Source organism: Alistipes muris (assembly GCF_943193205.1).
Lineage (GTDB): Bacteria > Bacteroidota > Bacteroidia > Bacteroidales > Rikenellaceae > Alistipes > Alistipes muris.
On the sequence record NZ_CALPDD010000004.1, the window covers coordinates 123497 to 137764 of the forward strand.

General features: G+C 60.6%; 11 protein-coding genes. All 11 read right to left on the reverse strand.

Going from position 1 to position 14268, the window contains the following annotated elements:
* Nucleotides 1-29: 29 nt before the first annotated feature.
* Nucleotides 30-1589, reverse strand: a complete 1560-nt coding sequence (locus NFR47_RS03700) for a BACON domain-containing protein (protein WP_251214236.1) — start codon at nt 1587-1589, stop codon at nt 30-32.
* Nucleotides 1590-1645: 56 nt separating this feature from the next.
* Nucleotides 1646-3094, reverse strand: coding sequence for a BT_3987 domain-containing protein (locus tag NFR47_RS03705; RefSeq protein WP_251214237.1), 1449 nt, complete (start codon nt 3092-3094; stop codon nt 1646-1648).
* A gap of 7 nt (nt 3095-3101) precedes the next feature.
* Nucleotides 3102-4316, reverse strand: a complete 1215-nt coding sequence (locus tag NFR47_RS03710) for a DUF1735 and LamG domain-containing protein (RefSeq protein WP_251214238.1) — start codon at nt 4314-4316, stop codon at nt 3102-3104.
* 7 nt (nt 4317-4323) lie between these two features.
* Complete coding sequence (locus NFR47_RS03715; RefSeq protein ID WP_251214239.1) at nt 4324-5331, reverse strand: glycoside hydrolase family 18; 1008 nt, start codon at nt 5329-5331, stop codon at nt 4324-4326.
* Nucleotides 5332-5345: 14 nt separating this feature from the next.
* Entirely contained in the window at nt 5346-6935 is a 1590-nt protein-coding gene (locus NFR47_RS03720) for a RagB/SusD family nutrient uptake outer membrane protein (protein WP_251214240.1), read from the reverse strand.
* A 16-nt stretch (nt 6936-6951) separates the two neighbouring features.
* The gene (locus NFR47_RS03725) at nt 6952-10275 is read right to left on the reverse strand and encodes a SusC/RagA family TonB-linked outer membrane protein (protein WP_251214241.1); all 3324 of its coding nucleotides are present in this window, start codon (nt 10273-10275) and stop codon (nt 6952-6954) included.
* A gap of 46 nt (nt 10276-10321) precedes the next feature.
* Nucleotides 10322-11266, reverse strand: coding sequence for a FecR family protein (locus NFR47_RS03730; RefSeq protein ID WP_251214242.1), 945 nt, complete (start codon nt 11264-11266; stop codon nt 10322-10324).
* 94 nt (nt 11267-11360) lie between these two features.
* Nucleotides 11361-11945: an RNA polymerase sigma-70 factor gene (locus NFR47_RS03735; protein ID WP_251214243.1), complete on the reverse strand. Its 585-nt coding sequence runs from the start codon at nt 11943-11945 to the stop codon at nt 11361-11363.
* Nucleotides 11946-12075: 130 nt separating this feature from the next.
* On the reverse strand, nt 12076-13161 hold the full coding sequence (gene pyrB, locus NFR47_RS03740; protein ID WP_251214244.1) for an aspartate carbamoyltransferase: 1086 nt from the start codon (nt 13159-13161) through the stop codon (nt 12076-12078).
* Nucleotides 13162-13292: 131 nt separating this feature from the next.
* Nucleotides 13293-13922, reverse strand: coding sequence for an orotate phosphoribosyltransferase (gene pyrE, locus NFR47_RS03745; RefSeq protein WP_251214245.1), 630 nt, complete (start codon nt 13920-13922; stop codon nt 13293-13295).
* A 22-nt stretch (nt 13923-13944) separates the two neighbouring features.
* Nucleotides 13945-14205 (reverse strand): glutaredoxin family protein, encoded by a 261-nt coding sequence (locus NFR47_RS03750; protein ID WP_251214246.1) that lies wholly within the window; start codon nt 14203-14205, stop codon nt 13945-13947.
* Nucleotides 14206-14268: the final 63 nt, after the last annotated feature.

A 14268-nucleotide genomic window follows, 5' to 3' on the forward strand; every position in this document is an offset into this window, starting at 1 on the left:
GGGTCATCGGGTATTGCAAAGATTCGGGGTTATTCGTAAGTTATCTCAAGATTTTCGTTATAAGTTCCAGTAGGTGTCAACTGGCCCGCCACCGATTTAGGCAAAATCACTTTTTCCAGTTTCGAGCAGAGATTCAGCCCCAAATTTTTGATTGCCGCACAATTACGCAGGTCTACCGTACCGGCCAGGCTCGAACAGCCGTTGAGCTTGATTGTGGTAATGTTATAACACTGCGAAAGGTCAATCTCAGTCATGGCTCCATTGATTTCAAGCTCCTTGACGTTGCCCCTTGAAATAACCGTCAACGATGTTGACATCAAATTGCGGGGATCGAACCACGAAAGGTTCATTTCACCCAAATCAGCATACGTCAGATTTTGCACATTATTAACACTCAAATTAGTGATATTCGGATTCTTGGACAAATCCAAACGGGCCAACGGATTGCCGGACACGTTAAGCGTCGTGATATTCGTGAACACCTCTATTCCCGTCAAGTCCGAAATCTGGCAGTTGCTGACATTCATCACAGGAATCGTCGTTCCATCATCAAGCACCTTGCAAACCTCGCTGGCGTCACTCTCGATATAACCCAGCGCCAGCAGTTTCGCGCGGAAGTTGGCATCGGGAATACGCACCGCACCCTCCGGCAGCGGCTCCTCGCCGTCCTGCTTGATGGTAACCTCCAAATTGAGTTCTGCATTCTCCGGATGGGCAATGGTCACCTTACCCTCGCGCGGTTCGCCGTCGTTGGCGGCCACTTCGATGTTGAGCGTATAGGCCGCAACACCCTCCTCGGCCGAAGCGGCCACGGGTTCGCCTACGGTAATCCAATCGGCCGAAGCAGCGACCGCAGGCTTGAAGTTGGCCTCGAACGCGAACGAAACCGTCTCGGCGGGTTTGCCTACTTCATAGCTCAGTTCTGTTCCCTCGGCTACTTTCAGCACGTCGTTCTGCGCCTGCGTCACCACCACGTCGACCGACATTTCGCCCAGCGTGAAAGTAACGGTCGCCCGGCGGGCCTTGCCCGTGTCGTTGGCGGCGGCCACCAACTCCGCACGTTCCGGAGTTGCAGCGGCAGCCGAAGCGGCCGTCGGTTTGGTCAGCCAGTCGGCCCCCTCCTCGACGGTGTATTCAAAGGCACCCGAAGCCTTGACCTCAACATAGATGCTGCCGCCCTTGACGGGTGCCGCATATTCGCGCGTCTCGATAGTGAGCTCGTCTCCGCCCGACTGCGTGAGCGTCAGCTCGGCGATCTCACCGTCGCACAGGAACTGGAAAGTCCCGGTGCGCTCCTCCGATTGGGGGTTCACGCCTACGGTGAAGGTCACCTTGTCGCCGTTTTCGCCCGACTTGGCCGACGGCTCGAATACCTTGTCGTCGCCGATGAGCTCCCATGCGCCGCTCGACGTCACCGTGATTTCGTCCGACGTACCCCCGGCCGCGGCAAAAGCATACTCCGTCGCGCTGAGCGAGATGGCCGCTTCCGTCACGGGCGGTTCGGGTTTCTGCGGTTCGTCCACGTTCTTGTCATCGCCGCACGACCATGCGAGCATTGCCGAAGCAAGCAGAATCAGATACTTTTTCATTTTGATTTAAGTTTTAGGTGTGTAATTTGGTGTTCGTTTTCATACAGCGACCGGGGCTACCAGTCCTTGGCGTAGGTCTTGCCGGACCAGACCAGCTGGTCGCCGAAAAGCCGCGACGCGATGTTCCGCATCGACTCCAGCTGGCAGCCCACCCGGTTGGGATTGGGCTGGGAGAAGTTGGCGCGCGTGGGGTCCATGGCGAAAATCATGTGGACCTGGCACCCGGTGTCGAGCATCTGCTGGTACTCGTCCTGGCCCGCGATAATGAGGTTGAAGACGTCCTTGAAATACTCCTCGGGGTAGATGCCCAGCCGCTGCACCGGATAGCCCGTAACCAAGTCTTCGTGGCGGTAGTCGTTGAGCATGTAGTCGACCCATTCGGCCGAGGGACGGCCGTCCACGTCGGGGAGGTTGTAGAGCCGTCCCGGGCGGTAGGTTCCGGCCATATAATCGCCCATGTAGGCCATATAGACGATATTGAGCTTGTCGGGCATCGCCTGCTTGGTCTCGTAAATCAGTCTCGCCGCCGCAGCGCCCGACGCCGGATAGACGAAGCCCGGACCCTCTGCGTAGTCCGAATACTCGTCGTCCCAGAATATGCCGTCCAGCTCGTAGGCTTCGCACAAGTTTTTCAGTTCGCGGGCGAATGCGCGCGCCGTCTCGTCGGCCAGCCCCGCCACGCCGGCCCGGTCGTGGTTGCCCATCATGCTCAGCACCACCTTGATGCCGCGCTGCTGCAAGGGCTTGATGTATTTCTCGCGGTTGTCCAGCAGGTGACGGATGTTCTCGTTGTTGGAGATGTAGACCCGCCCGGTCTTCGCGTCGTAGTTCATGTTGGACGAGAAGAGCACCACGATGTCGACCAGCATCTTGCCGCTGTTCTTGAGCGTGAATTCCAGGTTGTTGAGCGGATTGGTCTCGTTGACCTCCATGCAGCTCACTATCTTGATGCCCGAAGGTTTCGTGGCATCGGGAATGTCGCCCATGTCCTTCACGAGCAGCATGTAGACGTCTTCGCCCGGCGCCATCCGGATCGAGGCGTCCGTGGGGGTCACGCGCAAGGGCACGGCATAGGTCCGGCCCTCGGCCGCTGCCGGCGCCGCTTCGACGGTCACCGTTATCTCCGACGAGCGCTGCGACTGCGCCGTCACCAGCACACGTCCGCCCGCCTGCAACGACACGGCGTCGGCCGGATAGAGTTCATACGAGGTTGCGTGGGCGAGGTTGTAGGCGGCGAGCGCCGATTCGTCGTAGGCAAAAGTCACCGTCATGGTCTTCGCCGCGGGGCGCGTCATACCGAAGTAGATTTGCGTCGTGCCCGGCTTGCCGTTGCGCAGTTCGAGCGTCGTCGTCGAACGCGGTTCGTCGAGGTTACGGACATAGCCGCAGGTCTGGTCCACCCCCTCGAAGCCCTCGCCCGAGGGTCCGGGGACCTCGATTCCGTCGGTACAGGAAGCCAGCACGGCCGCAGCCGCCCAAAGCAGGTTCTTTATGGTTCGTTTCATGGTTGGGTTATTCATTGGTTGGTGCTTGTTTTTCGGGCAGCCAGACTTTCGTCCAGCCGATGCCCCGGACGACCTCGCCGTCGCGGTTCTGCCCCACGCGGCCGTGGTTGGCCGAGGGCGACGAATCCCGGATGACGGTTCCCGACCCCTCGTCGAATTTCCAATAGGCCACCAGCCCCTCCGACGCCGGGTCCACCTCGTAGGGGTGGGCCGCTATTTCGGCCTGCGTGCGCACCACGTTCCAGATGCGGCACTCGGCGATGCAGCCGGCCAGCCAACGGTTCTTGTCGTACGAAAGGCCGATGTGGAATCCTGTGCCGGGCGATGCGACGTCGGTCTTCACGGCCAGCGTCCGCGTGCCGTAGACCTGCTTGCCCGAGGCCTTTTCCTCGCCGTCGAGATAGATGCGCCAATCGCCCTTGATGAGGTCGTGGGTCACGGCGATGTGGACCCAGCGCCCTACCGGAACCGCCGGGCTCTCGGCCGCCGTCGGGAAGTTTTCGTTCGACGAACGGCCCGCAATCTGAATCTGGTTGTTGGCGTAGCCCGCATCGCCGATGCGCATCAGGTAGAGCCCCTCGATGCCCATCACCGTCGAAATCATCCGGTCGAACTTGTCGACCTTGACGAGCGCTTCCATCGTTATCTGCCGCAGGCCGCTCAGCGGGGCCGGGTTGTCGAACTTCGGGAACTCCACGTAAGTCTCCGTCATGTCGGCCACCACGTTGATGATGGCCCCCTCGCGCAGCAGGTAGTAGTACGTGCGGGCGCTTTCGAGCACCTCCATCCCCGAGCGGACGCTCACCGGAAGCACATAGGAGCGGCTCATGTCGAGCTCGTCCAGCCGGTGGAACCCGACGGTCGCTTCCGACGACTTCACGCCCCCGGCCGGAATCGTCGCCTCGGCCGGCTCGATGGTGTAGAATTCCTCGGGCAGCAGCTCGGCTTCGGTGTAATAGGCTTCACAGAAGCGCTCCACCTTCGAGGCGTCGGCCTCGAAGCGCACCGTCAGCTCCCCGTCCACGGGTTTGGCCGTGGCCACGCTCAGCGCCCGCGTGTAGCTTTGCGTGGTGGGTTTCACGGGCAGGTCGGCCGAAAGTTCCGTGCGGTCGATGAAGACCTTGTTGTCGAAGCGCACTTCGTTGGGGTCGTCGTGCTTGCACCCGGCCAACCCGAGAGCCGCTGCGGCGCAAGCAGCCATTATGATTCGTTCGATTTTCATGGGGTCGTCAGTTTTTGGGCGAGGGGTTGACGGTCGCAATCGCCTCGCGCGCATGTTTGTAAATCAGCCCTGCATTGTAGAAGTCGCGTTCGATGCCCTCCACCAGCAATCCGGCCCGCGTGAAGTCGGCCGAGGGGCGGGTCATCCACGCGGCGGCCAGCGGCAGGGCCATCTCCTTGCCGTAGTAGCCCACAGCGTCGGGGTCGTCGCGCACGACGGTGGGAACCGTCACCACGAACCGCCCTGCGGGAACTTGCGGTCCCATGCAGGAGCGCACGGCGAACGTCAGTTCATCGACGCTCGTGGCGGCCGACGTGTCGACCACGATGTAGTCGGCCTTAAGCAACAATTTCGGGTCGAGCAGGGTCGTGGGGTCGCCGCCGAAAAGGAAGAGTTTCGATTCGCTGCCGTCGACCCATTCGGTCACCGGGCCGATGAAAGCGCGCTGCTCGGCGGTGTAGACGGCCAGCTCTTCCGGTGTCATGTGAAGCGTGCTTTTGCCGTTGTAGCGCACCAGAACGCCGTCGTAGCCGTATTGCTCGCAGGCATCGAAAGCCGTAGCCATCCGCTCCGCAAGGTAGGCGGTCCATTCGGCCGCATCGGCGCCCCCGGCGGCTTCCCAGTCGCTGCGCAGCCCGTCATGGTCGACCGCATAGATGAAGCGGGTGCCCTTGTCGCGGCGGGTCTGCTCCATCTCGGTCTGCTGCCACTCGGGCAGTTGGGGCGCCGTGAGCACCACCACGTCTAAGCTGTCGGGCAGCGAAGCGATATGATGGGCCCGCGAGGAGGGTTCGGCGGTCGAGTTGTCGAAAGTCGCCAGCACGGCCTGGTGCGCTGTGGCTTTCCAGCTCCGCAGGTTCTCCAGGTAGGCGGCATACTGTTCGGGGTACTCCTCCCCTATCTCCGGGGTGTGGAGCCCGAGCGATTCGGGGTCCGTCCAGTCGCTGCACGAAGCCAGCAGGAACGCTGCCGGCACCGCCAGCAACCGGGCTATTTTATGGAATGTCGTTTTCATGTCGGTGTTCATTGTCAGTTGTTTTTGCGGTCCCACCACACGCGCGTGGACATGTCGTCCTTGCCGCCCAGCATTTGCAGCGCCTTGGCGTAGTTCTCCGTGTTCTCGGTGTATTCCGTATCGGGATAAGGCATGCGGCGGGCTCCCCGGGCGTCGTCGACCACGCCGCCGCTCATGTTGTGAGGCACAGCCATGAGCCGCGGATAACCCGTGCGGCGGTACTCGGACCAGCTCTCCACGCCCATCGGGTAGTTGGCGATCCATTTCTGGGTGATGATGCGTTCGAGGTTGCGCTCGAAGCGGTCGGCGCCCGTCTCCCAAGCTATCGTGCAGCCCGAGGGAGTGCCGCTGTAAGAGTAGTTGCCCAGCGGGTCGGCGTAGGTCTCCTGCGTATGTTCGGCGTCGGCCAAGTATTCCGCGGCTCCCGCAGCTCCCCATTGCTCGAACGAGAGGGTCACGCCCTGGCGGTAGAACGATTCGGCGTCGCCGCCCATCGACCAGCCGCGCAGGGCCCCTTCGGCCCGCAGGAACGCCACCTCCGCAGCGTTCATGATGCAAATGGGGTCGCTCGACCGCACCGCCATACGGCTATAGCAGTTCATCGTCTCCTTCGAGTTGAGGTAGCGCTGCTGCTCGATGCCGTTGCGCACGCCGTGATAACCGTTGACGATGCCCGTAGTCTTCTCGTCGAAAGTCGAAAGCGTGAAGTAAAATTCGCGGCGCGGGTCATTGTAGCCGTTCATGTAGCTGACGATGTCGGCCGAAGCGCGCGCATCGCCCCACTGGTTCATGAAGAAATCCCACGGGTTGTTCTTCGATATAAGGCGCCGGGCGTTGTCGCTGTTGTCGGCCATCACCCCGATGGGGTCGGCCACCGCTTCCTCGGCCTTGGTGCGGGCGGTCTCGGGGTCGGCATAGACGATGCGCATGGCCAGCCGCAGCTTGAGCGAATTGGCAAACCTGACCCATTTGGCGATATTGCCGCCGTAGACCGCATCGGCCTTGGCGCTGAAGCTCTCCGCGGCATGGGCCGAAAGGGTCTCCACCGCGGCGTCCAGCTCCCCGAACATCCGCGTGTAGACTTCCTGCTGCGAATCGTAGGGCGAATTGAGGGTGTTGGCCTCGCCCACCTGCGAATAGGGAATCGGGCCGTAGGTGTCGGTCACGCGCTGCATGACGCCCACCCGGCAGACATCGCCCACGGCCAGCAGCACCTCGTTGTCGGTCACCGACCGCAGCTGGAGGTAGAAAGGATAGAACTGCGAAATGGGGTCGTTGAACGGGATGTTGATCCACGCCTGCGAGGGGTTGTAGGTGGCATAGCGCCCGCCCCAGCCCGTTCCGGGGTTGGTGTCGGCGCTGTAACCGCTCCACGAACCGCCCATCAGGCAGTCGACGTACTGGCTGATGCCCTCGGCTTCGGGCATCAGCAGGTTCTGCATCCCCTTGAGCGCCGACGAGGTGATATAGTCGTCGTACTGCATCTGCGAGTTGTCGGGTTGGTAGGGGTTCTTGTTGAACTCCTCGTAGTTGGCCGTGCAGGCGGCCGGAGCCGTCAGCAGCAGCGCCGCCAGGAAGCGCAACGTAGGTTTTATGGTTTTCATCGGTTCGTCGGTTAGGTTAGAATTTGAGACGCAGGTTGAAGCCGACGCTGCGCAGCGACGGCATCATGAAGTAGTCGATGCCCTGGTAGTAGTTGCCCGTCGTGGCGACGGCTTCGGGGTCGAACGGCGCCTTGCAGTAAATCATCCACAGGTTGCGGCCCACCAGCGAGAGGGTGATTTCCACCACGTCGCCCAGTTTCTTCTTCGGTATCGTGTAGCCTATCGAAGCCTCCTGCAGCCGCACGTTCGTAGCCGAATAGGTGTAGTACTGCGGCAGACCGCCGTTACCGCCGATGGTTCCGTACCACTTCTCGGCCGAAATCCGGTCCATGCCGTTGATTCTCACGTCGCCGCGGTCGCGCGCCGCAGCCGAAGCCTCCGACACGCCGAACGCATCGAGGTAGGCCTGTGTCGCCGAGTAGACGATGCCGCCCAGACGGGCCGAAATCATGAAGCCTAAGTTGAAGCCGCCTATCTGGAAGTCGTTGCGCCACGCCAGGTTGGCCTTGGGGAACACCGAACCCAGCTTGATGTCGCTGACCTTGTATTCGACCCCGATGTCGCCCGCTTCGTCCACATAGATATGGCCGTTCGAGTCGCGTTTGAGGTCGGCCGTCGAGTAGAGGTCGCCCAGCGAACCGCCTTTTTTGAGCAGGAAGCGCGCCTGCGAAAGTCCGCCCACGTCGAGCCGCTCCTTGGTGATCAGCTCGCCCGTGATGGGATGCTTGTAGTTGTCGACCAGCTCCAATATTTCGTTGCGGTTCGACGAGAGGGTGAAGTTCGACGCCCAGGTCACTTTCTTCCACGTATTTTTGTAGCCCAGCGCCAGCTCCACACCGCGGTTGCGCACCGAACCCGTCTGCACGTAGAACTTCGAGTAGCCCGACGAGGCCGAAATCTGCGGGTCGAAAGTCTGGTTGAAAGTCTTGGTGTCGTAGTATGAAACGTCGAGACTGAAGTGCTTGAGGAAGCGCATCGTCAGACCCACCTCCCACGAATTCGTCCGCTCGGGCTTGAGCTCGTACATCGGATAGGCGGACTGCGGTTTCCACACGTTCTGCGAAGCGTCCCATTCATAGGTCGGATAGGCCAGGAACCGCGCGAACGGCAGACCCACCGAAGCCCACGAACCGCGGATTTTCACATACGAAAGGTTCTCAGGCATGCGGGGAACGAGCTGCGAGAGCACCACCGAACCGCCCACCGAGGGGTAGAAGAACGATGCGCTCACCGAATGGGGCCCGGCCAGCTGCGAGGGCCAGTCATTGCGCCCCGTCAGGGTCAGATAGTAGGTGCCCTTGTAACCGATTTCGGCCGAAGCGAAGACCGACTGGTACTGCTCGCGCCAACCCTCCTGCTGGCGGTGCGTGGTGGCGTTGTCGAGCTGGAAGACGTTGAAGACATTGGGCAGACCGTCGGCTCGAATCGGGCCGCGCATCTGGCTGGCGCTCTTGCGCGTATCGGAAATCGCGGCTCCGACGTTGGCTTGCAGGCTCCAGTCTTCGCCGAAAGTCTTGTTTATGTTGAGCAGCACGTCGCCATAGAGCTGCTTGTCCTTGATGGTCGAGGTGCCATAGTAGCCGTTTTCCGACCCCTCGGCGATGGTGGGCTCGGTCGACGCGTAGAGTTTCTCGGTGTATTCCGTCTCGGCGTTGTCTATGCGGATGCGGCCGCTCACCGACAGCCAGTCCAAAATGTCGTAGGTAAGTCCCGCGTTGAGCATGTAGCGGTTCTTGTCGTTGGCGCGCAGGTTGCGGTAGTTAATCCAGTAGGGGTTCTGCGAACGCAGCGTGCCCCACCCCTGCGGCCAATACTGGGTGTAAATCTTGCGTGCCGGATCGTAGCGTTCGTACATCTTGATGGCTTCCCAGTCGTTGCCGCGCGGAAACAGATAGGCCGAAACCAGGGGATTGGAGTAGATGCCCTGGTTGGTCATGTTGAGGTCTTTCTGACGGATGTACGAACCGCCGATGTCCAGCTTCATGCGGTCGTGGATGAACGACGTCGTGTTGCGGAACGTGAAGTTGTAGCGGTCGTAACCGTTGTTGGGGATGATGCCGCGCGAATTGACGGCCGACGCCGACACGTAGGTCTGGTTGCGGTCGGTGCCCGTCGAAAAGGCCACGGTCTCGGTGCCGACCACTCCTGCCTGGAAGTAGTCTTTGGCCGGGTCGTAGCCATAGCTGTTCGATGCGTTGAGCCGGGGGCCCCAGCTCGCATCGAGGTTCGACGTGCCGTAGCGGTTCTGGAACTGCGGCATGACGAAAGGCGTCATGAGCTCCGTGTTGCTCGAAACGGTCACGGAGGTGTGTCCGGCTTCGCCGCGTTTGGTCGTGATGACGATGGCGCCGTTCGAGGCCTGGCTGCCGTAGAGGGCCGCGGCCGCAGCGCCCGTGAGCACCGATATGGACTCCACGTCTTCGGGGTTGAGGTCGGCGATGGCTTCGGTCGCGCCAGCCGAACTGAATTCCGTACCGCCCTCGTCGGCAAGGTTATACATCGGGATGCCGTCGATGACATAGAGCGCGTTCGACGACTGGTCGATGCCTTTCGTTCCGCGCATCACTACTTTCGAGGCACCGCCCACGCCCGACGACGAAGCGTTGATGTTCAGACCGGCGACCTTGCCGCTGAGCGAATTGACGAAGTTGGCGTCCTTGACCGCTATGATTGCGTCGCCGTCGACTTTCTGAACGTTGTACGAAAGGGCTTTTTCCGAACGCTTGATGCCGAGGGCCGTGACGACCACCGCATCGACGTCCACCGCCGACTCCTGCAACGTTATCTGAAAGTCGGTGCGGCTGCCGACCGCCAGCTCGACCGGTTCATAGCCCAGGTAGTTGACCGCAAGAACGGCCTGCGACGCAGGGGGCGGGACTTGCAGCGTAAATGTTCCGTCGAGCCCCGTGCTCGCGCCGACGGTCGTGCCCTTGACCACCACGGCCACGCCGACCGCACCCTGGCCCGCAGGGTCGACCACCCGTCCGGTCACGGTCACCGGACCTTCGGGTTTGTCGGCTTCCTTGCGGAACAGCACGATGGAAGTGTTTTCCACCTCATAACCGATATTGGTCGTGCGGAAAAGTTGCTGCAATACGTTTTTCAGCGGCATGTCGGTGGCCTCGACCGAGACCTTGCGCGCCACGTCGACGCTCTGGTCGTAGACGAACAGGTAGGTCGTCTGCCGTTCGATCTGGTCGAGCACCTGCTCCAGCGCCGTATCGGTCGCATGGAGCGTCACCGGGACGGACTGGGCCCGGGCGCGTCCGGCGCAAAGGCAGCCCAGCAGGGTCAGTAAAGGCAACAGCAAGCAGGCTCTTGCCCGGTTTTTCATCTTCATAGGTTCATCTTGGTTTATTAAGTTGGGCGGTTTGTTCGGGGAGAGGTCAGCGTATGTAAATCACATCCCGGGTTTCGTTGCGCACATACTCGAAATCGGCGTTGCGCTGCAAAATCCACAGCGCGTGGTCGATGCCTTCGGCTATTCGGATTTTTCCGGTCAGGGAGCGGGTTCCGGCGGGCTCGCGTTCCACTTCGATGCGCACGCCGTAACACTTCTCGAATTCGCGCAGCAGCCCGCGGAACGAGGCGTCGCGGAACACGATCAGCCCTTCGCGCCAACGGAAACGTTCATGGTCGGGGATGGGTTCCACCACCAGCCGGCCTGCGGTCCGCAGCACCCGGTGGTCGGGCTGCAACTCCACCCGGTTGCGCGAATCGGCCTTGTCGACCACGCGGACGCGGCCTTCGACCAGCGAAGCGGTGAACTCTTCGGCTTCGGCACGGGCTTCGACGTCGAACTTCGTACCGAGCACCTCTACGTTGCAGGCATAGGTCTCGACCACGAACGGACGGTTCTCGTCGTGCGTCACATCGAAAAACGCCTCGCCTTTCAGCTCGACGCGTCGTTCGTCGTTCGTAAAGAATGCGGGATAGCGCAGTTCGGAGAGCGCGTTCATGCAGACCTGGGTGCCGTCGGGCAGCGTCACGTCCACATGCTGTCCCGCCGGCACGGAAATCACGTTGCAAGCCTGCGCAAACTTGTCGTTCGTGCGCGACACCCAGGTCGCACCGATGCTCGCCGCCACGGCTATCGCGGCAGCGTATCGCATCGTTCGGCGCACCCATGGCGGGAGTATAAGCCCCCTGTGCGCGGTCTGCCGCGCCGGGCCGGTGGGCCGGGCGTGCATCAGCAGCGCATCGAACACCCGGCGTTCGGCCAGCAGCTCCTCGCGGTGCGCGGGGTCTTCGCCGAGCCATTCGAGCACCCGGCGTTCATCCTCGGCAGAGGCTTTACCATCGAAGAATCGGTACAACAGTTCTTTCTCCATGACATAGTAATAACCCCTCTACGCAAGACATCCCTGAAAAAAAATCATTTTTTTCAGGGATGTCCTGTGAGGGCGGTACCGTCTGGGAAAGTAATCAGTTGGCTGTGAACCAGAAGAGGAAGAAAGCAAGGTAATCTTTCAGCGCTACCCGCAGCCACTTCATCGCTTTCGAGACCTCGAATTCGACGCTCTTGACCGTGATGCCCATTTCGTCGGCGATTTCCTTGTAGCTTTGGCCGCGAAAACGGCTGCGGACAAAGATTTCGCGCGTACGTTCAGGCATCTGCGCCAGCGTCTCGTCCACGATGCGGCGGGCTTCCTTGCTGAAGAGTTCTTCCGGGTTGCAGGCTTCCAGCGTCGCTATGCGTGTGCGCAAGACCTGCGTATTATGGGAGTGGAGGGTCTCCGCCGCACGGAGCCGCACGGCCTGGCCGCGCAGGCGGTTGAGACACTTGTTTTTGACGATGGTTAGCGTGTAGGGCGGGAAAGTTTCCACGGTGAGGGTTTCGCGGTGTCTCCACGCCGCCACGAAACTCTCCATGACTATGTCTTCGGCCTCGGCAGGGTCGGCCACATAGCCCGCAGCAAAACGGAGGAACCGCGGGCGGTATTCGCCGAAGAGTCGGTCGAATGCCGCCATATCCAGGACCTCGCCGGGTCGGGGCGTTTCGGGGTACATCGTCGTTTCGCTTGCTTATGGTCTACAAAGATAGTGCAAGACACGTGCAAATCCAAATCCGTTTCCGCTGACCGATAACAAAATGCGGGCTGCACCTATGCAGCCCGCGATTCATAAAAACGCCTTGTCCTTACCGCGCTTCGGCTTCGCAGTAGGCACAGCGGCAGGTGCCGTCGGCCGCCCGGCGGAACAGCCGGTCCACATCTTCGGTCGCCGAGATGCAGCGCGGATTCGGGCACATCCGTTCGTTCACGATGTACGATTCCGCGAAAACCGGCGTCCGCCCGTAAGGCTTGTTTTCCCCGGCCTGCTCCAGCAGCGTCAGAATAAGCGCCATGCGCACGAACTTGCCGTTTTCCACCTGCCGGAAATAAGCCGCCCGCGGATCGTTGTCGACCGACCGCGCTATTTCGTTGACCCGCGGCAGCGGATGCAGGACAATCATATCCTCACGGGCCGTCTTCAGCTTCTGAGGGTCGAGCACGAAGCTGTCCTTCACCCGGTCGTACTCCGCTTCGTCGGCAAAACGTTCTTTCTGCACGCGCGTCATGTAGAGGATGTCCAGTTCGGGCATCGCCTCCTCCATCGTGCGCACCTCGCGGAATTCCAACCCTGAATTGGCACTCATTTCGTGCAGCATGTAGTCGGGCAGGCGCAGCTCTTCGGGCGAAATCAAGATGACCTTCACCCCCTCGTAGCGCGACAGCGCCTTGATGAGCGAATGAACCGTGCGGCCGAATTTCAGGTCGCCGCAGAAGCCGACGGTCAGATGGTCGAAGCGGCCTTTCTCGCGCTTGATGGTCAGCAGGTCGGTCAGCGTCTGCGTGGGATGGGCATGGCTGCCGTCGCCCGCATTGATGACCGGAATCCCCGCATATTGCGACGCCGCCAGCGGAGCGCCCTCCTTGAAATGGCGCATCGCTATGATGTCCGCAAAGCAACGGACGACGCGTACCGTGTCGGCCACCGTCTCGCCCTTGGAGACCGACGACGACCGGGCGTCCGAGAATCCGATGACTTCGCCGCCCAGCTCCAGCATCGCCGACGTGAAACTGAGCCGCGTGCGGGTCGAGGGTTCGTAGAACAGCGTCGCCAGCTTCTTGCCCTTGCAGGCCTGGCTGTATCCCGCGCGGTCGGCTATGATTTTCTCCGCCAGCGCTATGACCTGCCCGGTCTCTTCGACCGTCAGGTCCATGGGGTCTATCAGATGACGCATAAATTTGGGGTAATTAAAAATGAAAAATGAAAAATGAAAAATTAAAAATCAGTCTATTATTCGCCAGTCACTACCGATGTTGCATACGACAAGAATAATTTTCAATTCTTAATTTTTCATTTTTAATTCGATTATTTCATCCACCCCTCGTCGGCGGGGTTGTTGCGGAACGTTATCAGACGCTGCTTGTCCTCGGGGCGGATGTATCCCTCGGCCGCGGCCACCTCGACCAGCGCGTCGAGGTTCGACAGGCTGTGGTTCTCCACGCCCGCTTCGCGCAGGCGGTCCAGCCCTTTCTGCATCCCGTAGGTGAAGATCGACGCTACGCCCAGCACCTCGGCACCCGCTTCGCGCAAGGCTTCCACCACTTCGATGCACGAGCCTGCCGTCGAAATCAAGTCTTCGATGACCACCACTTTCTGGCCTTTTTCGAGTTTGCCCTCGATGCGGTTGCCGCGGCCGTGGTCCTTGGCTCCCGAACGGACATAACCCATCGGGAGGTCGAGCAGCGTCGCCGTTATTGCGGCATGGGCGATTCCGGCCGTCGAGGTTCCCATCAGCACCTGCGCTTCGGGGTATTTGGTGCGGACGATTTCCGCCAGTCCGGCTTCCACATGCCTGCGCACCTCCACGGCCGTCAATGTCAGCCGGTTGTCGCAGTAAATCGGGCTCTTGATTCCGCTCGCCCACGTGAACGGTTGTTCGGGTCGCAGGAACACCGCGCCTATCGACAGCAGGTCCTTGGCAATTTTCTTTTCCATATTTTCAGTTCGTTTCGGTTCTTCATTCCAGCGCCTTGCGCAGGATCCGCTCCACTTCGTCGGGGTAGATGCCGCCTTCGTGGACCTTCGTCCCGCCGACATAGAACGTCGGGACATAATAGTAGTCGTAGCGGTCGGCCTCTTCGGGGTTTTCCGATTCCTCGACCATCTCGATTTCCACGGCCGCCAGTTCCGGATGCGCCGCCTTGGCGTCGGCTACGTATTGCAGGGCCCGTTTGCAGAAAGGGCAGTTGCGCAGGTAAAACAGTTTTACGGACTTCATGTTTCAGTGAATAATTAATAGTGAATAGTGCATAATTAAGTTCAGCAAAACCTATTCCTTATT